This window comes from Parachitinimonas caeni (assembly GCF_030129945.1).
GTDB classification, from domain to species: Bacteria; Pseudomonadota; Gammaproteobacteria; order Burkholderiales; family Chitinimonadaceae; genus Parachitinimonas; species Parachitinimonas caeni.
The window spans coordinates 50,980-70,749 of the sequence record NZ_JARRAF010000005.1; the positions used below are offsets into that span (position 1 = coordinate 50,980).

Sequence of the window (19,770 nt, forward strand, 5' to 3'; positions counted from 1 at the left end):
TGGCGTCGTTAGCGTTCGCTTATTTAGCTCGCTAAACTGCGCTCACCCTGCCTAGCCCTGCCCCAAAACTCGGCCCGGCGCGACCGGAAACAAAACGTCAACAGAGCCTAAGGGGCGTCAGTAGATTCACGGTTCACCCGACTATCGCTTATAACCAAGTGTGCGACCGGTACCAGCTGGTACCGGCCAACTTCAGATCGGGTGGATAGGACGCACTATGACAATCGGAAAGCGGATTATTGTTCTGCTGGCGGCAGCCTTGCTGGCGCTGTTGATCGTGGGCGTGGTGGGGATCACGCAGTTTCGAGTCATCAATGAAGAAGTGGGCGAGCTAGCCGATGACAACTTCCCGGGTCTGATGGCGGTTGGTGATATTGCTGACTCCTACAAAGAGCTGCGGGCCCTGTTGCTGGAGCATCTGCTGGAGAAGGATGCCGGCAAGAGAAAGGCGCTCGAAGGCCAGATCAAATCCGTCAGCGAGTTATTCGACAAACAGGTTGAGAGCTATAAGAACTTCGTCTCGGATAAAACTGAAGACGGCATCTTTCAGGAGATGCTGGCGCGCTATACCGACTACCGCAAAATTTACAATCAGCTGCTTGAGCAATCTATCAAGGGCGAAGTCGAACAGGCTCAGTCTGCCGTATCGACCAGCTTGAGTCCGGCTGGCACGGCGCTGGATGCCGCGATAAAAAAAGTCGCCAGCCATAACCTCAAGGATGAAGAGTCGGCACGGCAGGTTGTTGATACCTCATACCACAGTGCCGTGACCTGGTTCGGGGCGGTCAGTGCGGTATTCATCATCCTGTTGCTGACAATGGGCTGGATGTTGTATCGCGCTATCAAGCACCCGTTGGCAGTCATGGAAAAGATGGTCGAAACCGTCGAAAGGAACCTCGATTTCACCCTCCGGGTGCCGATCCGCAGCCATGACGAAGTCGGCCTGACGGTCGCGGCCTTCAATAATTTGCTGGCAACTCTGCAGAACAGCCTGGGCGAAATCAGCCAGCGCATCCATAAAGTGGCCTATGCGGCAACCGAGATGAATCGCACCGCTGCGCAGATGTCGGATAGCTCGGCACTGGCCAGTGATTCGGCATCCAATATGGCCGCGACGGTGCAGCAGGTAACGGTCAGCATCAACCATGTGGCAGACCGGGCCAGTGAGGCAGATACCATTTCCCGCCGTTCTGGCGAGATTGCTGCGGATGGCCAGCAGGTGATCCATGCGGCGGTTGATGAAATCAATGGTATTGCCGGGGATGTTCATGGCGCCGCCAGCCAGATCATTGATCTGCAAAAGGAAAGCGGTCGGATTACCTCGGTGATCCAGGTGATCAAGGAAGTGGCTGATCAGACCAATCTGCTGGCGCTGAATGCCGCCATTGAAGCTGCCCGTGCCGGTGAAGCTGGCCGTGGGTTTGCGGTGGTGGCCGATGAGGTGCGCAAGCTGGCGGAGCGGACTACCTCCTCTACCCGGGAAATTGCCCAGATCATTGCCAGCATCCAGAGCGGTTCTGATGCAGCGGTATTGCGTATGCAGCAGATGGTCAGCCGCGTTGAGGGAGGGGTGCATAAAGCCGAGCGGGCCGGGCAGTCGATTGAAGAAATTCAGGCCGGCTCGGCACAGGTGGTTGATACGGTTGGCGATATTTCACATGCCATCCGCGAACAAAGTGCCGCCAGTCTCAATATTGCCCGCCAGGTGGAGCGAATTGCTCAGATGTCGGAGGACAATAGCCAGACTGCCGAGCAGACATCGACGGCGGCCAAAGAGCTGGAACTGCTTTCCCGCCAGATGCAGGACATTGTGGCGCGCTATCGGATTGCCTAAAACCGGCTTTACAAAGGGGCGTTGGTCGCAAATGTAAACAAGGCCGACGGTACTGACCGTCGGCCTTGTTTATTGACGCAAGGGTTTACTGAACCAACGCTGGCTTGATGTCGGCCTCGCCGCCAGCATCAGGCGGGGTCTGCCAAGGCAGCGGAAACTCGGTGCCATTGACGGTGAGCTTGCCATCTTTCCAGCTTGCCGAGGTGATCAAGCTTTCGCCATCTACCTGAATCAGTTTCTGTTCGGCCAGTTTCTTGATCTGATTTTCCATCAGATTGCGGGCCAGCTGGTCCAGCTCGGTGGTATCGGGTTGCTGACCATCTGCGGTGTCGGTCGCAATCTGGCTACGGGCTTTCATCAGGACCAAGGTCTCGATGACCTTCTTCGGTACAGTCAGGTCTGCCTTGGCCGTCAACTTGTTGATGAGCTTGAGCGGTTCGCTGATGTCGGCATCCACAAAGCCTTTCATCGCAACATCGGCACGCAACGAGACTTCGCCTTCCGGCAATTTGACCGACAGTTGGCGCAATGCCAGAGCCGGATCATTGCGCAGCAGTGGCAGGCCTTCTGCCTTGACCACGTCGAACATCTTGGTATTGAGTTCGGCTGCATCTTTGTATTGCTGCTTCTGCAGGGCATTTACTGACTTGTTGAGCTTAGCCAGTGTTGGCGCATGCAGATGGTTGGCTTCTACCGCCAGCTTGGCAGGGCCATAGGTTTTGTCATTCAGCTCCAGCTTGGTCAGATCAACCGTTGCGGCACTGTTGATGAAATCCCCTTGGGCTGCGCTTTTCACCACATAGGTGAGGCCAGACAGTTTGGCGCTGATCTTGTGCTCGTCCTTGAGTTCGAACTGGGCTGCTTCCAGCGACAGCTTGCCGTCTCCCAACATGATGCCGCTGGCGCCGCGCTGGTTATGCGTGACAAAGGTGATGTTGCGAATCTCGCCACTGCCGTGGGTACCGGCATCAAGTTTGATGCCAGGCGCCTTGGCTTCGATATCTACCGAGTTGAAGTCGGCACCGTAGACGATCTTGGCATCAAAACCCTGCCAGGTAGCCTTGCCGATGGTTTCTTCATAGGTAAAGCCCGGCACTTTGATATTGAACTCACCATCTTCCTTGAAGCGGATACGGTTTTCGATTTCCAGAGGCTTTTGTTGGCCGAACAGTTTGGTCAGCCACTTGTTGGCTTCGGGCGAAAACACAAACTCGGTTTTGACTACCGCCTTGAGAGGAGTGAAATCTCCCTTGCCGATCAACGGGAAGGGACCATGCTTGATTTCCTGTGTGTAGGTGAATTCAAGCTCGGGAATCTCGCGGCCGGCCAGCTTCAGCATTTCGGCATATGGGCGCCACAGATTGGGGTTGAGTGCCAGCGTCGTGCGCTCATGCGAGGTGAACAGGCCCGATTGGTAGTTGTGTTTCTTGACGACGAAGTACGGGAGGTCGGCCAGCATCTTGTGCTGCTTTTCCAGGGTTTCCTGAGCGGTTTTACCGGCCCAGGCAGTTGCGCCCAGCCAGCCTGCCCCGGCAAGAACGATGACGCCAGGGATGATCAACAGAGATTTTTTCACGGGGTTTCCTGCAAGCAATAAGTTGGGCAATCAGTTAAATGCGGCGTGCCAGTTCGCTGGCGTAACCGGTATAGCTGGCTGGTGTCAGCGCCAGCAGCCTTTGCTGCTCTTCGGCGGGAATTGCCAGAGAGCGGATGAAGGTATGCAGGGCGTCACGCGTAATCCCGCCCTTGCCGCGGGTCAGCTCTTTCAGCTGCTCGTAGGCATTGGGTACCTGATAGCGGCGCATGACGGTCTGGATGGGTTCGGCCAGGACTTCCCAGTTGGCGTCGAGATCGGCCAGCATGGCGGCACCGTTGACCTCAAGCTTGCCCAAACCCTTCAGGCTGGAGGCATAGCCCAGCAGGCTGTAACCCATGGCAACTCCCATATTGCGAAGCACCGTCGAGTCGGTCAGGTCGCGCTGCCAGCGTGAAACCGGCAATTTCTGAGACAGGTGGCTCAATACGGCATTGGCCAGACCCAGATTGCCTTCCGAGTTCTCGAAGTCGATCGGGTTGACCTTGTGCGGCATGGTTGAGCTGCCCACTTCGTCAGCTTTGACTTTCTGCTTGAAGAAACCCAGCGAAATATAGCCCCAGATGTCCCGGTTCATATCAATCAGGATGGTATTGGCACGGGCCACGGCATCGTACAGTTCCGCCATGTAATCGTGCGGTTCGATCTGGATGGTATAGGGGTTGAAGCCGATACCGAGAGATTCTACAAAGCGGCGACAGAAGTTTTCCCAGTCCACTTCGGGGTAGGCGACGGTATGGGCGTTGTAGTTACCCACAGCGCCATTGATCTTGCCCAGGATTTCGACTGCGGCGATCTGTTTGATCTGGCGTTGCAGGCGATGGGCAATATTGGCCATCTCCTTGCCCAGCGTTGTGGGTGTCGCGGGTTGGCCGTGGGTGCGCGACATCATGGGCTGGTCGGCTAGGGCATGGGCGAGTGTGCGCAGGCTTTCTTCGATCAGCGACAGGCGGGGCAGCAGCACGGTATCGCGGGCGTTCTGCAACATCAGCGCATGCGAGAGGTTGTTGATGTCTTCAGAAGTGCAGGCGAAGTGGATGAATTCGACAACCGGACCGATTTCCGGGTTGCCGGCCAATCGCTCTTTCAGCCAGTACTCAATGGCTTTGACGTCGTGATTGGTACGCGCTTCGATGGCTTTGACTTCTTCAGCATGGGCTTCCGAGAAGTTGGCAACCACTTCGTCCAGCTCTGCCAGGGTTGACTCGGAGAAAGCCGGGACTTCGCCGATGGTGGGCTCGGCAGCCAGTGCCTTCAGCCATTCGACTTCCACCTTGACCCGATAATGGATCAGCGCGAATTCGCTGAAATAGGGGCGCAGGCTGGCCAGTTGGCTGGCGTAACGACCATCAAGCGGAGAGAGTGCAGTGAGGGCGGACAGATTCATGGCGCGCAAGGAAGGCTGTGGGAAAAAACGCGGCATTTTAGCACAAGCGGTCCCGCCGGCTTTGGGATGACCACTTACCGAGAAGTCAGGAAAACCCCCTCTGCCGCCCCGGATGGGACAACTGTCTTGGCGAGGGGGATCGTCGCAGGTGCTCGTGATATCGAATTCAGCTTTATTTGTTGAGCTTCAGTCTTCCGGTGTAATTGCCGGATTCCGAGGTGTAATGCAGCGGACCGGAAAAGCGTAGCTTGCTGTCACGCTCAGTCAGCGTGAGGGCATAGTCGGCGGATTTGTGTTTGACCAACATTTTGGTGCCATCAAAAGTGGCTTTGACAAAGGTCTCGGTCATGTCGCCATAGGGGGTGTCAGACATGATAGCCACGCCGAATACTTCATTCCCTTCAACCCGTTCGATCTTCAAGACAGCCTTGCCTTCGTAGCCCAGGTTGTCGATTTCCCACTTGCCTTCCCAGGTGCCAACCAGTTTTGATTGGCTGGCTGCCTTGGCTAGCATCTCTGCCTGGGTTGGAGGGGTGTAGGCCTCCATGCCGATTGCCGGTGTCGCTGGCTTGGGCGCAGGTTCTGGCCTCGGTTCCGGTTTGGTGGCCTGGCTGGCCGCGCTGACCGGCTTGGCCGAAGCGGTGGGTTCCTGATTCGTCGCACAACCCGCCAGTGCGGTGGCGACCAGTGCGGCGGTCAGGATGGATGGGCGGGAAGCGGCAAACATGGGTAGATCTCCTGATCAAAATGGGCGCCAACGGCGCATACCGGTTGCGAATGGGTCAAACGCGGGTATCAGAGTGGGTGGCAGGTGCTGTAAGTGGGCAGTCACAGGCTCCTCTGATCATGCAGAACCCAGGTTCTGTTGACGTAAGGTTTGCAGATCGCGTTTCGCCGGAAAACGGCTTGGCCCTGTGTTGCAGAGCGCTTGCATAGAGTGACTATGCGGCACGCTCTGCGCCTTGTTCCAAGCCGTTTTCAGGCAAAACCCTGCTGGCCGGGTCGATTTTTGGGGCAGAGCGTCGTTAGAGTTCGCTCATTTAGCTCGCTAAACCGCGCTTACCCTGCCTTGCCCCGCCCCAAAACTCGGCCCGGCGCGACGGTAAACCTTACGTCAACAGAATCTAAAGCTGCACCATATCCAGCTTGTTCAGGCTGCGCCCCAGAAAGCGCTCTCCGATCGTCTGGAAACGCAGAGGAATATCGGTGACGTAAAACTGGTAATCAGGGGCTTCGCGCTGCGGATTGGCTAGCCCCATTTCGTCCAGCAGCTGTGCGGTCTGCTCAGCCATGCTGACTGCAGAATCTACAAGCAGCATGCGATTACCGGTGATGTCGGCCAGCATTGGCTTGAGTAGCGGGTAATGGGTGCAACCTAGAACCAGCGTATCAATCTGCTCTACAAAGACGGGTTTCAGATATTCATGGGCAGTCAGCCGGGTGACGGGATGATCAAGCCAACCCTCTTCCACCAAGGGCACAAACAGCGGGCATGCCTGCGAATACACCCGTGCTTTCGGGTTCAGGGCATGAATGCTGCGGGCGTAGGCATTGCTGTTGACGGTGGTGGGCGTGCCGATCACGCCGATATTGCCGCTACGCGTTGTGGCCACAGCATTGCGAGCGCCTGCGTCAATGACATCCAGAACCGGCACTGGTGAGACTCGCCGCACCGTTTCGGCCGCGACGGCGGCCATGGTATTGCAGGCAATAATCAGCAGCTTTACCTGCTTCTCCAGCAGGAAGTGGGCAATCTGTTCGGTGAAATGCTGGATCGTGGCAACCGACTTTACGCCATATGGAACGCGGGCCGTGTCTCCAAAATACACAATATCTTCAAACGGCAGCCGTTCCATCAGTGCCCGCATGACGGTCATCCCGCCGACGCCGGAGTCGAATACCCCAATCGGATGGGAGGGGAGGGAATCTGTCTGCTGGTTTTTCATGATGTCTTGCTAAACGGCCAAAAGCCGCAATCATACCGATGCCGGGGATATGGTGTGCGCAGAACCTTGTTCAGATCGGCGAGGAGGGGGTGGGAGCCTGGTGCTGGCGCAAGGCCCATTGCACATGCTCTCGCACCAGGTCGGACGGATGGTCGAGCCTGGATTGAAGTGCCGCAATCACTTCGGGGCCGGTTGGTGCATTGCCCAGTCCAACGGCGATATTCCGTAGCCAGCGCTCATGCCCGATGCGGTAAATGGCGGTGCCGGCCAGTTTTTGTGAAAACTCTGCTTCAGTCCAGGCAAACAGCTCTACCAGACTGACGTCGTCCAGGCCGTTGCGTACTGCGAAATCCGGCTGGGTGCTATCAATAGCAAAGCGGTTCCAGGGGCATACCAGCTGGCAATCATCGCAGCCGTAGACACGGTTGCCGATTAGCGGCCGTAACGGCTCGGGAATGGCGCCATGTAGCTCGATGGTCAGGTATGAGATGCACCGGCGAGCATCCACCTTATACGGTGCGACAATGGCGCCCGTCGGGCAGGCCGTGATGCAGCGGCTACACCGGCCGCAATGCTCCTGTGCGAGCGGGGGATCAACCGGTAACGGCAGATCGGTAAACAATTCGCCCAGGAAGAAATACGAGCCGTGTTCGCGTGTCAGCAGCAGGCTGTGTTTGCCGCGCCAACCCAGGCCTGCCTGGGTGGCGAGTTCGACTTCCATAACCGGGGCAGAGTCAACAAAAGCGCGGTATCCAAACTCGCCGACCACTTGCTGAATTTGCTCGGCCAACTTTTGCAGGCGATTTCGCAACACTTTGTGGTAATCACGCCCCAGCGCGTAACGGGACACAAAAGCGCGATCCCCCTGGCTAATGACGGACAATCCATCAAGTGCTGCTGGAGGGCGATAATTCATCCGCACGCTGATGATGCGACGCGTGCCGGGTACTAGCTCAGCAGGGCGGGACCGCTTTGTACCGTGCTTTGCCATATAATCCATGTCGCCGTGATAACCCTCGGCCAGCCAGGCAGCCAGCCCCGCCTCGGCGGAAGCTGGCAAGGTTGCGTCACCAATGGCCACCGCATCGAAGCCAATGTCGGTTGCCCAGCGCCGGATATCGGTCGCCAGTTGATTCCAGTCGATAGCATGCCCTTCAGGGGCGGAGTTTTCCTTATGCATGTTGAACATGATACTGCCAGCGCTCTGGCGGTTCACCTTTCAGACGAAGCCGCCACGCTCGGTCTGGGCGAGCAGCTCGGGCTGGCTTTGACAGGTGGCATGACTTTGTACCTGCAGGGTGATCTGGGCGCTGGCAAAACCACGCTGACGCGCGGCATTTTGCGTGGACGAGGGTTTCTTGGACGTGTCAAAAGCCCGACCTATACTTTGGTTGAACCTTATGTAATTTCTAACATAAATTTCTATCACTTTGATTTATATAGGTTCAATGACCCATCTGAATGGGCTGATGCAGGCTTCCGAGATTACTTCAATAGCACGTCGGTTTGTCTGGTTGAGTGGCCGGAACAAGCCAGTGGCATGCTGCCTGCGGCAGACCTGACTTTGCAACTGTCGCCTGAGGGCCTGGGTCGAAACCTCGTCCTGACTGCTTTTTCTGAACCTGGACGCCAATGTATCGCCCATTTAAATACCTGTTTTCTGCATCCAGCCCGCTGAACGAAGTGGTGTCGCGGCGTCAGCTGCTGCGTGGCGCCGTCGCTACCTGGATGTTGAGTGTGTCGTCGGTGGCTCAGGCCGCTGCGACGGTGGTCGCCGTGCGGGTATGGCCGGCCAAAGCCTATACCCGCGTGACCCTCGAATCGAACGCCCCGCTGAGCTTCAATCAGTTTCTGGTGAAAGACCCGGAGCGTCTGGTGGTTGATCTGGATGGCATCGACTGGAACAACGAGCTGGCTAACCTTGCCACCAAGGTTGGCAATGACGATCCGTATATCCGCCAGCTGCGGGCGGGGCGCTACAAGCCCGGCACGGTCAGGCTGGTGCTTGACCTTAAGGCTGAAGTCAAGCCGCAGGTGTTTACGCTGGAGCCGTTTGCCGAATACAAACATCGCTTGGTGATTGATCTCTACCCCGTCAAGCAGGATGACCCGTTGCTGGCACTGCTGCAGGATGAGTCGAAGGAAGGGCCTGCACTCAAGCTGGATCGCAACGAGCCCAAGCCACGCAATGACAAGCCGGCAGACAAGGCTGATAAACCTGAACCTGCGGAAAAGGCCGAGAAAGCTGAGAAGCCGGAGAAACCCGAAAAGGGCGAGTCGGAAAAAAATCGTGGCAACAAACTGGAAGTCACTCGACTGGTGACGATCGTCATCGACCCAGGGCATGGTGGGGAAGATCCGGGGGCAGTGGGCAAGGGCGGCAGCTTTGAAAAGAACGTGACGTTGGCGATTGGCTCAAAACTGAAGAGCCTGATTGATGCCCAGCCGAATATGCGGGCAGTGCTGACACGGGATGACGACTATTTTGTGCCGCTTGGGCAGCGGGTCAGCAAGGCGCGCAAGGTGAATGCCGATCTGTTTGTGTCGATTCATGCCGATGCGTTCGTCAAGCCCGAGGCCCGAGGCTCGTCGGTGTTTGCACTGTCGGAGCGCGGTGCCACCAGTACGGCCGCAAAATGGCTGGCACAGAAAGAAAACGAGGCAGATTTGATTGGCGGTGTGAAGCTGGATGCCAAAGATCCTTATCTGGCCCACACCTTGTTTGACCTGACCCAGACTGCCACCATCAACGACAGCTTGAAGCTTGGTCGCGCCATGCTCTCCGAGCTGGCTGGCGTGAATACTTTGCACAAGCAGCACGTTGAGCAAGCAGGCTTTGCTGTATTGAAGGCACCGGATATTCCATCGGTACTGGTCGAAACCGCGTTCATCAGTAACCCGGAAGAGGAAAGGCGACTGGTTGACGAGAAATATCAGGAGAAAATGGCGAAAGCCCTGCTTGATGGACTCAAGCGCTATCTGGCCAAAAACCCGCCGCTGAGCCGTAATCGGCTGGCGTGATGCGACGCAGGTAAGGGTTTAAACGAAAAATGACGGCCTGTATCCAGGCCGTTACTTTTTCAGCGCTGCCTGCACGGCTGCCAGAAGCTTGGCAGCGTTGAAGGGCTTCACCACGAAGCCACGGGCGCCGCTGGTCAAGGCGGTGCGCACCCGGTCTGCGGTCGCTTCCCCACTGATCATGACAACCTTGGGTGGCTTGGGAAGCTTGAGCAGCTGGCCAAGGATCTCCAGACCACCTGCTCCAGGCAGGTTGATGTCGAGGAGTACCAGGTCAGGAAATTTCTCCTGGCACAGTTTGAGCCCGGCCTCGCCATTTGAGGCATCGGCAATCACATTGATGTCTGCGTCGCGCAGGATACTGGCGATCAGTGTGCGCAGAATGGTGTCATCATCGATGACGATCACAGTCGGTTTGGATTGATCGAACATGAAATCTGCCTTTGCCCGGTAAGCAACGACGGCACTGGTATAATCCAGCCACTACCCAGCGCTTTTGGTATATATCCACGCCCGCTGCACTGTTGCGGCAGCGCGTTCCTCTTCCCATCTAATTTTATCGCCCATGGCCCGGATCAAAGCCGGCCCGTGTCGCAATCCGAAGCTACCATGCCCATACGTTTGCTACCCGATCACCTGATTAACCAGATTGCTGCCGGCGAAGTGGTCGAGCGGCCTGCCTCTGCCTTGAAAGAGCTTCTGGAAAACAGTCTGGATGCGGGGGCGACGAGTATCAGCGTAGACCTGGCAGAAGGCGGGAGCAAGTTGATCCGCGTTGCGGATGATGGCTGTGGCATTGCCAAAGATGAGCTGGCGCTGGCCTTGGCGCGGCACGCCACCAGCAAAATCAGCAGTCTGGAAGATCTGCAGCGGGTACGTAGCCTGGGTTTTCGTGGCGAGGGGCTGGCGAGCCTGGCGTCGATCAGCGATCTGGTGCTGACCAGCCGCGCACACGATGCCAGCCACGCCTGGCGGGTCGAGGCGGATAACGGGCGGATCGGTGAGCCTGAGCCAGCATCATTGACAACCGGCACAGTCATTGAAGCGCGTGATCTGTACTTTAACGTGCCGGCGCGTCGTAAATTCCTGAAAACGCCTGCCACCGAGTTTGCGCATTGCGAGGAGGCCTTCAAGCGGATTGCTCTCTCCAATCCCGCCGTGCAATGGACGCTGAGCCACAATGGGCGGGCGCAATGGCGTCTGGCGCCCCAGTCAGCCCAAGCCCGAGCGGCGGCTTTGCTGGGGGATGCCTTCGGCGAGAATGCGTTGGCAATTGATGAAACGGCCGCTACCTTGCGACTGTCCGGCTTTGCAGGGTCTCCAACCGAATCCCGCGCCGGGCGGGATGCCCAATACTTCTTCGTCAACGGTCGATTTGTACGTGACAAGGTGGTCGCCCATGCCATTCGGGAAGCCTACCGCGATGTGTTGCACCTCGATCGTCAACCGGCGTATGCCCTATATCTTGAACTCGACCCGGAAGCGGTCGATGTCAATGTTCATCCAACCAAGACCGAGGTCCGCTTTCGCGATTCTCAGGCCATCTATCGCTTTGTATTTCATTGCTTGAGCAAGGCGCTGGCTTCCACCAGCGCGGGTCGTCCCGCCAATACCCCGGGCGAGCCGGTGCAGCCGGTGCTGGCAGAGGTGGCAACCGCAGCACGTCCTGCCGGGATGTCTTATGGCGCAGGTCCGGCAGGGGCAGGGGCAGGCGGAGGACAGTTCCGGCAGACCGCCATGCCACTGCCGGTCTCCAATGAACCTTCCACGTTCTATCGCACGTTGTTTGGTGAACGTGGTGCGATGGCAGATCCCATCGAGCCAATGCGCCAGGCGGCTGCCAATTCCCCCATGCCTGCGGCCGACGATACTGGCATCCCGCCGCTCGGTTTCGCGCTGGCCCAGCTGCACGGCATCTACATTTTGGCGCAGAACCAGGAGGGCCTGATTGTTGTGGATATGCACGCCGCGCATGAGCGAGTCGTATACGAGAGTCTGAAGAACGCGCTGGATGCCTCCGCCTTGCCAACGCAGCCCCTGCTGATACCCCTGACCTTTCCTGCCGACCGCTTGGACGTGGCGACGGTTGAGGAGCATGCCGATACTTTGATGCAGCTGGGTTTTGAACTGGCCGTCGTCGGGCCAACGCAGCTCGCGGTAAGGTCGGTACCGATTGCGCTGGCCTCTGCGGATGCGGTTGATTTGGCACGGGCCGTGCTGACCGATATCCGGACCGTTGGTGCTAGCAGGGTTCTTACGGAACGTCGCAATGAACTGCTGGCAACCATGGCCTGCCATGGTGCCGTTCGCGCCAATCGCCAGCTGACCCTGGCTGAGATGAATGCACTGTTGCGGCAGATGGAGGCAACCGAACGCTCCGGCCAATGCAACCACGGCCGGCCAACCTGGTTCCGCATGAGCCTGAATGAACTCGACAAGATGTTCATGCGGGGACAATGAGCATGAGCATGCTTCTGCTGGCCAAACTGCTTACTTCACCATTGCTCATCGGTGCCGCCAGCCTGGCTGGTAAACGCTGGGGACCAAATGTGGCGGGGGTGCTGGGCGGATTACCACTGGTCGCGGGCCCGATCGTACTGGTGCTCTGGCTGTCGCATGGGCCGGTTTACGTTACCCAGCTTGCCCTGGCGGCCCCGGTTGGTGTCTGGGCGAATGTCGCCTATATGCTGATCATGGCCTGGGCCAGTCAGCGCCTTGCCTGGTGGGGGGCTTTGCTGCTGGCCTGGACCAGCTATGTCATGGTGGCGCTGCTACTCCATGCGGTGGGCGTTGCCGATAACATCTGGCTGGGTTTGGCGGTTCTGCCGGGGCTGTGGCTGGCTGCTACACGCTGGCTGCCTCGGCCCGAAGCGCCGCCGCAAGTTGTGGCTTTGCCCCGGAGTGAACTGCTCACCCGCATGCTGGCCGCTGCCGGGCTGGTGACCTTGTTGACCACTGTATCTCCCTTGCTAGGTCCGACGCTGACCGGGATTTTTACCGGGGCGCCTGTGGCGGGTACCGTGATTCCTGCATTTACCTTTGCGCGTTCTGGCCGCAATGCCTTGTTGCTGGTGCTACGCGGCTTTCTGACAGGTCTGATGGGACTGACAGTGTTTTTTCTGGCGCTGGGCTGGGGCGTACCGTTATTAGGTTTTTGGGGAACCCTGTTGGCCGCTTTGGCTGGCGTGCTGGTCGGGCTGGCTGCCTCTGAAATCGTCAGGAGAACTTTATGAGCACGACCCTTCCACCAGCCATTTTCCTGATGGGGCCGACGGCCAGTGGTAAAACCGGCGCAGCGGTCGAATTGGCACAAAAATGGCCGGTCGAGATCATCAGCGTGGATTCGGCCCTGGTTTTCAAGCACATGAATATCGGCACGGCCAAGCCGGATGCGGCAACGCTGGAACGGGCCCCTCATCTGCTGATTGACTTGATCGACCCGACGGAACGCTATTCCACGGCACAGTTTCGTGAGGATGCCCTGCGAGTCATGGCGGAGATCGTGGCACGAGGCAAGGTGCCGCTGTTGGTGGGCGGAACCATGCTGTATTACAACACCCTGCAGCACGGCATTCATGACCTGCCACAAGCAGACCCTGCCTTGCGCGCCGAGCTGGATGCCGAGGCCGCCAGATTAGGCTGGCCGCATCTGCACGCCCGGCTGGCCGCCTTGGACCCGCAAACGGCGGCACGGCTGGAACCTACCGACTCCCAGCGCGTTCAGCGGGCATTGGAGGTCTGTCTGCTGGCGGGGCGGCCGATGTCCGAGCTGTTGCAAGAGGACACCACGCCCGGTTTGCCATATCGGCTGTTGAAGCTGGCCCTGCTGCCGTCGGATCGGGCTGTGCTGCACCAGCGGATTGCAGACCGCTTCAAGCAGATGTTGCAGGATGGTTTGATCGACGAGGTTGAAGCCTTGCGCCGGCAATTTCAGCTCGACCCCAATCTCCCTTCGATGCGCTGTGTTGGTTATCGCCAGACCTGGGATTATCTGGATGGCCTGCTCGATAGCAGCGGCCTGCTGGAGCGAGGCATTGTCGCCACCCGTCAGCTCGCGAAGCGACAGCTGACCTGGCTGCGAGGCATGGATGACACCATCGAAGTCGATTGTCTGAGCCCAGCGCTTTTACCGCAGATCGAGCAGGAACTTGCCCGATTTCTGGCAGTCAGCTGAATTCCAGCGCAGTTTGGAGATTGAGGGAATGAATGCTCGCCGCTTGCGGCAGATGGTGCCGACTCAGGAGTCACTGCAGCAATATCGCTGGTTTCGCTGGTTTGCGCCCTGGCTCGGACATGCGTCGCTTTGGCATTTCAACCGGCGTAGTGTGGCACGGGCGGTAGCGGTGGGGATGCTGTGCGGCCTGATTCCTGGCCCGCTACAGATGCTTGGTGCCGCGATGCTGGCTTGCGCCTGGCGGGTTAATTTGCCGGTGTCCTTGTTTCTGACGCTCTACAGCAATCCTTTGACCATCGTTCCGTTGTACGCCGTGGCATATGGTCTGGGCCAGCTGATCGTTGGCGGCCAGGGCAGCATGCAGCCGCCGCCGGAAATGGCTGATCTGCATTGGTTGGACTGGGGCGGACGGTTATTGGACTGGTTGCTGTCTTTGGGTATGCCACTGTTGATCGGCCTGCCAGCGTTGGCGATCAGTCTGGCGATAGCGGGCTATGTCGTGGTTGATTCAACCTGGCGCTGGCGCACCCGCGCCGCCTGGCAAGCCAGACGGCGCAACCGGCAATGAGCTGGCTGCTGCGCAAACCGCTTACAGGCGGATTTTGACGTAGCTGCCCGGCGCGTCTTCCAGAGGTTTCAGTTTACGGCCGGGCGTTCTGGCGGCCACCAGTTTGCCCTGATGGGCTTCCACCCACTTGGCCCAGTCCAGCCACCAGGAGCCCTCATGGGCCGTTGCTTGCTCAAGCCACTGCTCCGGGCTGCCAGGCAAGGCCGGATTGGTCGAGTAGCCATACTTATTGGCCGATGGCGGATTGACGATGCCTGCGATATGACCCGACCCCCCCAGTACAAAGCGTACCGGCCCCGACAATTTTCTGGCTCCGGCATAAGTGGATTTCCACGGGGCGATATGGTCTTCGCGTGCTGAAATAAAGTAGGCCGGCACCTCGATCTTGCCCAGATCAATCGGCACACCACCCAAAGTAATACCGCCCGGCTGACACAGTTTGTTTTCCAGATACATATTGCGCAGATAAAAGCTGTGCATGGCTGCCGGCATGCGGGTTGAATCGCAGTTCCAGTACAGCAGGTCGAACGGCATTGGCGCTTTGCCAAGCAGATAGTTGTTGACCACGAAACTCCAGATCAGGTCGTTTTCACGCAGCATATTGAAGACGTTGGCCATCTGGTGACCTTCCAGAAAGCCCTTTTCTGCCATGTATTCTTCGATCTTGCGGATCTGGGCGTCGTCGATGAATACAGACAGCTCGCCGACATCCGAAAAATCCAGCAGTGTGGTAAAGAAGGTCGCAGATGCAACCCGATCTTCACCCTGCGCGGCGAGCCAGGCCAAGGTTGCCGCCAGCAAGGTGCCGCCGATGCAATAGGCTGCGACATTGACCTGATGCTGCCCGGTTTCTTCTTCAATGGCTTTTAGTGCCGCGAGCGTCCCTTCACGCAGATAGTCCTCGAAGTTCTTGTGACGCAGTGTTTCGTCCGGATTCACCCACGAAATCACAAAGGTGGTGTGGCCCTGATCAACCAGCCATTTGATCAGCGAATTCTTGGGTTTGAGATCGAGGATGTAAAACTTGTTGATCCACGGCGGCACTACCAGCAATGGCCGCTGGTGTACCTTCTCAGTGCTGGGTGCATACTGGATCAGCTCGATCAATGCATTGCGGAACACCACTTTGCCTGGGGTCGTGGCAATGTTTTCGCCAAGGCGGAAGGCATCGAGGTCGGTCATCTTGGGCATCAACCGACCATTGTTGCGCTCCAGATCCTCCAACATATGGCTTAGGCCGCTGATCAGGTTTTCACCGCCGGTTTCGAGCGTCGCCTTGAGTGCAGCAGGATTGGTGGCGACAAAATTGGTCGGTGCCAGAGCATCGACCAGTTGCCGGGTGTAAAACGCCACTTGCTGCGCGGTATGTGGGTCCAGCCCCTCTACGTCATCCACCGTTGTCTGGATGTGGCGGGAGGCCAGCAGATAAGCCTGTTTGGTGAAGTCGAACAGGGCATTCTGCGCCCACATCTCATCCTTGAATCGCTTATCCCCGGCCGGTGGTGCCGCTACCGGCTCGGCTGGGCGTGCCAGCCACCATTGGCCGAGGCTGCGTTGCCATAACTCAGCATAATCCAGCCAGAACGCCATCTGGTTCTTGATCAAGGGTTGAGGGTTACCGGCTGCCTGCTGCCACCAACGGCCAAAGGTCGCCGCTACGATCTCGGGATCGGGAATCGACAAAGGTCTCTCGCCAGCGGCCATGCGCTGAAACTGATCGGACATCAGCTTTTGGGCCTTGGCGCATAATTCATTCCAGCGTTGCAGGTTGTCTTCCAGATTGGGTTGGGGAGAGGATGGAGAGGTCATGGAGATCACCAAGGCGGAGAAGCTGCAGATCATAGCAAACAGGCCTGTGCTTGACCGGCCCTATTCGGAAGTCACCTATGGCAGCCGATCGCAGGATTGGCTCTAATGCCGGCGGGTTTGAAATTATGCGAGGAGAATATTTTGTTGAATTGCCCGATTTGCGAAGCAGAAGCAAACCTGCTGCAGCACATAGATTGGATCGACTTCAATCGTTCTTGTCTTGATAACGATAAGAACCATATGGAATGGACACCCTCGGGTGAGTTGATTGAATACGTGCAATGCTCGCGGTGTCTTTTTACGTTTGCGCCGGCTTGCTATCAATGGAGCCCGGAGCAATTCGCGCAAAAAGTCTACAACGAAGACTATGTGAAGTATGACCCGGATTACGTTGAAGCCCGCCCGCGTTTTGTCGCGGGTAAAATCATGAATTCATTCGATCCCGAGTTTGGCCGCACCTTGCGACACCTGGACTACGGTGGTGGAAATGGTTTGATGAGTGCGTGCCTGCGGGAACAGGGCTGGAATTCGAGGTCTTATGACCCCTTTGTCAATCGAGATGTCGAGATGGATACGCTCGGCGAGTTCGACCTGATTACGGTGACAGAGGTCTTCGAGCATGTACCCGACCCGCTGCAGCTGGTGGTGGATCTGGCGACTTTGATCAAAGACGATGGGGTCGTTATCTTCACGACTCTCCTGGCGGACAACGACGTCAAGGTCGGGCAACCCTTGAATTGGTGGTATGCCGCCCCCCGCAATGGGCATATCAGTCTCTATTCCGCGCTGAGTTTGGTGGTTCTGGGAGCCAGAGTCGGGCTGAAATACCACTGGATGCCCGCAGGTTGGCACCTCTACTACCGAAACGTGCCGGAGTGGGGACCTGAAGTGCTTGGCCTGGAGGCGGCGGGATCCGAATGATCTACGCCTGACGTAAGCGGCAGGATTCGTGCCAATGCAAAAGGCCATTCAATATGAATGGCCTTTTGTCTCTGTAACAGATCCTGAAAAATCTGTTTTCCTGCGGTGCACGAAAATTTCGATTCAGCTATTAAGAATTGGCCCCGCTCTTCAGCTCGGCCCGGCGCGACGGTAACCCTTACGTCAACAGAGCCTAGACCTTGAATTCCTCCAGCTTCTTTTCAACGGAGATATTTTTCAGCCGGACATAGTCGGGTAAGCCGTTTTTATAAGGTGGGTAATCTTCGCCGGCAATCAGTGGGGATAGATAAGTGCGGCAGGCGTCGGTGATATGAAAGCCATCTTCCGAAATGAAATTACGCGGCATGAATTTCTCGACATTCGCGACCTCGGCCAGCGGTACATCGACAATATCCCAACGATAGGGCGCATCAGCCAGGCGGCGGATGGCGGGCATCACCGAGTTTTCACCGGCCAGGGCAAGTTCGACGGCGGCTTGGCCCAAGGCATAAGCTTGTTCAACATCGGTTTTGCTGGCGATGTGGCGGGCGGCGCGCTGCAGATAATCGGCCACAGCCCAGTGATATTTGTAACCGAGCTTGTCTTTGACCAGCTGGGCAATCGTCGGGGCGACGCCACCAAGCTGGGCATGGCCAAACGCATCTTTCAGGCCGGTTTCACTGAGAAACTTGCCGTCTTTGTTCTTGATGCCTTCCGAAACACCGATCACGCAATGGTCGTACTTCTCGACCGTTTCCTTCACTTTTGCAAGGAAGCGCGCCTCGTCGAATTCCACTTCAGGGAACAAGAGAATATGCGGGCCTTCGGCCGGGCTTTCGCTGGCCAGGCCGCAGGCTGCGGTAATCCAGCCAGCATGGCGGCCCATGACTTCCAGAATGAACACCTTGGTTGATGTCTTGGCCATCGACGCGACATCAAAGCCAGCTTCGCGGATGGAAGTTGCAACGTACTTGGCGACAGAGCCAAACCCAGGGCAGCAGTCGGTAATTGGCAAATCGTTATCGACGGTCTTCGGAACATGCACGGCCTGGATCGGATAACCCATTTTTTCGGAGAGCTGGGCCACCTTGAAACAGGTATCGGCCGAATCGCCGCCGCCGTTGTAGAAGAAGTAGCCGATATTGTGGGCTTTGAAGACTTCGATCAGCCGTTCATATTGCTCGCGGTGGGTTTCCAGACTTTTGAGCTTGTAGCGGCAGGAGCCGAACGCACCGGAAGGCGTATGTTTGAGGCGTGCGATGTCTTCGGCGCTTTCCTGGCTGGTGTCGATCAGGTCTTCGGTCAGCGCGCCGATGATGCCATTGCGGCCAGCATATACCTTGCCAATCTTGTCGCTGTTTTTGCGGGCAGTTTCGATGACGCCAGCAGCGGAAGCATTGATCACGGCAGTCACACCGCCGGACTGGGCGTAGAAAGCATTCTTCACGGTCATGTCAGGATTCCTATGGATGCTCGGACAAAGTAGGTTCGGCGCGCATGCTAGCCGATTTCGGCGTTCGCACAAGCCTTTTCAGATGACATCTGTCAGGCGTTGATGCGACAAACGGCAGTTTTGCAGCGATTTCATTCGCTATTGTTATAGAAGGTGCCAAAGAAACTGCAGCGCTGACTGCGGATTGCGATACACATATAAGGCACACCTCATCGGGCGATGCAGGTATCTGTGATGGAGAGTCGCCTATGGCCCCCGCCTTGCTGGACGTGTTGTCGTCTTACTGGTCCTGGCCGTTGCTGGAGACCAATCTCATCATCCTGCTGAATCTGCTCGGCGCCCTGCTGCTGGGCCTGATGGTTGGCTACGAGCGCTCCTATCATGGCCGGGCAGCCGGTATGCGTACCTATGGCCTGGTTTGCATGGCGTCCTGCGCGCTGACGGTTTTTGCCGGGTACTCGCAGTTCTGGTTTGGTCATGGCGTGCTGCATAGTGTCGTCGGTGCATCACCACCCGATCCGACACGCGTGGTGCAGGGCATTGTCACCGGCATCGGCTTTCTCGGCGCGGGCGTCATCATGAAGGAAGGGCTCAATATCAGTGGCTTGACCACTGCCGCATCAATCTGGACCGCCTCCGCCATCGGTGTGATGGTGGGTGTGGGGTTTTACGCGGCGGCGATTCTGCTGGCGATGGTATCGGGTGGGCTGATGATGTGGGCGGCTCGCATTGAGCGCTGGCTGCCGGCACGCCACGCCATAGCGCTACGCCTGCGCTTTCGCCCCGGCTTTCAACCGGATGTAGAGCGGGTCAACCAGTGCCTGCAGCACACGGGATATGTACTGGCGACAGGGTCCATCAGCGTCAGCAAACGGGATAACAAGCTGGAATGGCGCTTTGTCATTGTCTCGCTCAGCAAGAAACTTGGCGCCCCGATTTTGCGGTTATCGAATGAGTTGCAAAAAATCGAGGGGCTGGAAGAGATGGATGTATCGCATGCCCGCAATTGATTGAGCCTACTGAGCGGCAGGGAACTCTGGCTCAGTAGGGGTTTCTAGTGCGAAGT

Annotated in this window: 17 protein-coding genes; 9 read left to right on the forward strand and 8 right to left on the reverse strand. The window is 57.5% G+C overall.

All coding sequences use genetic code 11. The features are described from left to right. Nucleotides 1–217: 217 nt before the first annotated feature. Nucleotides 218–1,834: a methyl-accepting chemotaxis protein gene (locus PZA18_RS05635; protein ID WP_284099829.1), complete on the forward strand. Its 1,617-nt coding sequence runs from the start codon at nucleotides 218–220 to the stop codon at nucleotides 1,832–1,834. Nucleotides 1,835–1,919: 85 nt separating this feature from the next. Here the strand turns inward: PZA18_RS05635 and PZA18_RS05640 are convergent, their stop codons facing one another. From PZA18_RS05640 to queG, 5 genes are all read right to left on the reverse strand, one after another. Next, the gene (locus PZA18_RS05640) at nucleotides 1,920–3,410 is read right to left on the reverse strand and encodes a YdgA family protein (RefSeq protein WP_284099830.1); all 1,491 of its coding nucleotides are present in this window, start codon (nucleotides 3,408–3,410) and stop codon (nucleotides 1,920–1,922) included. A 34-nt stretch (nucleotides 3,411–3,444) separates the two neighbouring features. Beyond that, entirely contained in the window at nucleotides 3,445–4,815 is a 1,371-nt protein-coding gene (gene purB / locus PZA18_RS05645; protein ID WP_284100019.1) for an adenylosuccinate lyase, read from the reverse strand. A gap of 172 nt (nucleotides 4,816–4,987) precedes the next feature. Next, nucleotides 4,988–5,542 carry a hypothetical protein gene (locus PZA18_RS05650; protein WP_284099831.1) on the reverse strand — a complete coding sequence of 185 codons (555 nt, stop codon included), beginning with the start codon at nucleotides 5,540–5,542 and terminating at the stop codon, nucleotides 4,988–4,990. A gap of 397 nt (nucleotides 5,543–5,939) precedes the next feature. Next, nucleotides 5,940–6,761 (reverse strand): glutamate racemase, encoded by an 822-nt coding sequence (gene murI, locus PZA18_RS05655; RefSeq protein ID WP_284099832.1) that lies wholly within the window; start codon nucleotides 6,759–6,761, stop codon nucleotides 5,940–5,942. Nucleotides 6,762–6,831: 70 nt separating this feature from the next. Further along, nucleotides 6,832–7,950, reverse strand: coding sequence for a tRNA epoxyqueuosine(34) reductase QueG (queG, locus tag PZA18_RS05660; protein ID WP_284099833.1), 1,119 nt, complete (start codon nucleotides 7,948–7,950; stop codon nucleotides 6,832–6,834). Here queG and tsaE point away from each other — a divergent pair. Together tsaE and PZA18_RS05670 are read left to right on the forward strand one after the other, a co-directional pair. Beyond that, nucleotides 7,936–8,439: a tRNA (adenosine(37)-N6)-threonylcarbamoyltransferase complex ATPase subunit type 1 TsaE gene (gene tsaE, locus PZA18_RS05665; RefSeq protein ID WP_284099834.1), complete on the forward strand. Its 504-nt coding sequence runs from the start codon at nucleotides 7,936–7,938 to the stop codon at nucleotides 8,437–8,439. The genes queG and tsaE overlap by 15 nt on opposite strands. Beyond that, nucleotides 8,394–9,782, forward strand: a complete 1,389-nt coding sequence (locus PZA18_RS05670; RefSeq protein WP_284099835.1) for an N-acetylmuramoyl-L-alanine amidase — start codon at nucleotides 8,394–8,396, stop codon at nucleotides 9,780–9,782. Before tsaE ends, PZA18_RS05670 begins: the two co-directional genes overlap by 46 nt. Nucleotides 9,783–9,833: 51 nt before the next feature. On the opposite strand, the gene PZA18_RS05675 is transcribed toward PZA18_RS05670, so the two are convergent. Further along, nucleotides 9,834–10,211, reverse strand: coding sequence for a response regulator transcription factor (locus PZA18_RS05675; protein WP_284099836.1), 378 nt, complete (start codon nucleotides 10,209–10,211; stop codon nucleotides 9,834–9,836). 177 nt (nucleotides 10,212–10,388) lie between these two features. Here PZA18_RS05675 and mutL point away from each other — a divergent pair, with 177 nt between their 5' ends. The 4 genes from mutL to PZA18_RS05695 are packed head-to-tail and all read left to right on the forward strand — an operon-like array spanning nucleotide 10,389 to nucleotide 14,521. Continuing rightward, nucleotides 10,389–12,239, forward strand: coding sequence for a DNA mismatch repair endonuclease MutL (mutL, locus tag PZA18_RS05680; RefSeq protein WP_284099838.1), 1,851 nt, complete (start codon nucleotides 10,389–10,391; stop codon nucleotides 12,237–12,239). Nucleotides 12,240–12,241: 2 nt separating this feature from the next. Beyond that, nucleotides 12,242–13,012 carry a hypothetical protein gene (locus PZA18_RS05685; RefSeq protein WP_284099839.1) on the forward strand — a complete coding sequence of 257 codons (771 nt, stop codon included), beginning with the start codon at nucleotides 12,242–12,244 and terminating at the stop codon, nucleotides 13,010–13,012. Further along, complete coding sequence (gene miaA, locus PZA18_RS05690) at nucleotides 13,009–13,953, forward strand: tRNA (adenosine(37)-N6)-dimethylallyltransferase MiaA (protein WP_284099840.1); 945 nt, start codon at nucleotides 13,009–13,011, stop codon at nucleotides 13,951–13,953. Before PZA18_RS05685 ends, miaA begins: the two co-directional genes overlap by 4 nt. Nucleotides 13,954–13,981: 28 nt before the next feature. Next, entirely contained in the window at nucleotides 13,982–14,521 is a 540-nt protein-coding gene (locus tag PZA18_RS05695) for a DUF2062 domain-containing protein (protein ID WP_284099841.1), read from the forward strand. 21 nt (nucleotides 14,522–14,542) lie between these two features. On the opposite strand, the gene PZA18_RS05700 is transcribed toward PZA18_RS05695, so the two are convergent. After that, complete coding sequence (locus PZA18_RS05700) at nucleotides 14,543–16,330, reverse strand: PHA/PHB synthase family protein (protein ID WP_284099842.1); 1,788 nt, start codon at nucleotides 16,328–16,330, stop codon at nucleotides 14,543–14,545. Nucleotides 16,331–16,435: 105 nt separating this feature from the next. Between PZA18_RS05700 and PZA18_RS05705 the strand changes: the two genes are divergently transcribed. After that, on the forward strand, nucleotides 16,436–17,251 hold the full coding sequence (locus PZA18_RS05705) for a class I SAM-dependent methyltransferase (RefSeq protein WP_284099843.1): 816 nt from the start codon (nucleotides 16,436–16,438) through the stop codon (nucleotides 17,249–17,251). 193 nt (nucleotides 17,252–17,444) lie between these two features. On the opposite strand, the gene PZA18_RS05710 is transcribed toward PZA18_RS05705, so the two are convergent. Next, nucleotides 17,445–18,704, reverse strand: a complete 1,260-nt coding sequence (locus tag PZA18_RS05710; protein WP_284099844.1) for a 6-phosphofructokinase — start codon at nucleotides 18,702–18,704, stop codon at nucleotides 17,445–17,447. Between the two features lie 248 nt (nucleotides 18,705–18,952). On the opposite strand from PZA18_RS05710, the gene PZA18_RS05715 reads away from it, so the two are divergent. Next, on the forward strand, nucleotides 18,953–19,714 hold the full coding sequence (locus tag PZA18_RS05715; RefSeq protein WP_284099845.1) for an MgtC/SapB family protein: 762 nt from the start codon (nucleotides 18,953–18,955) through the stop codon (nucleotides 19,712–19,714). Nucleotides 19,715–19,770: the final 56 nt, after the last annotated feature.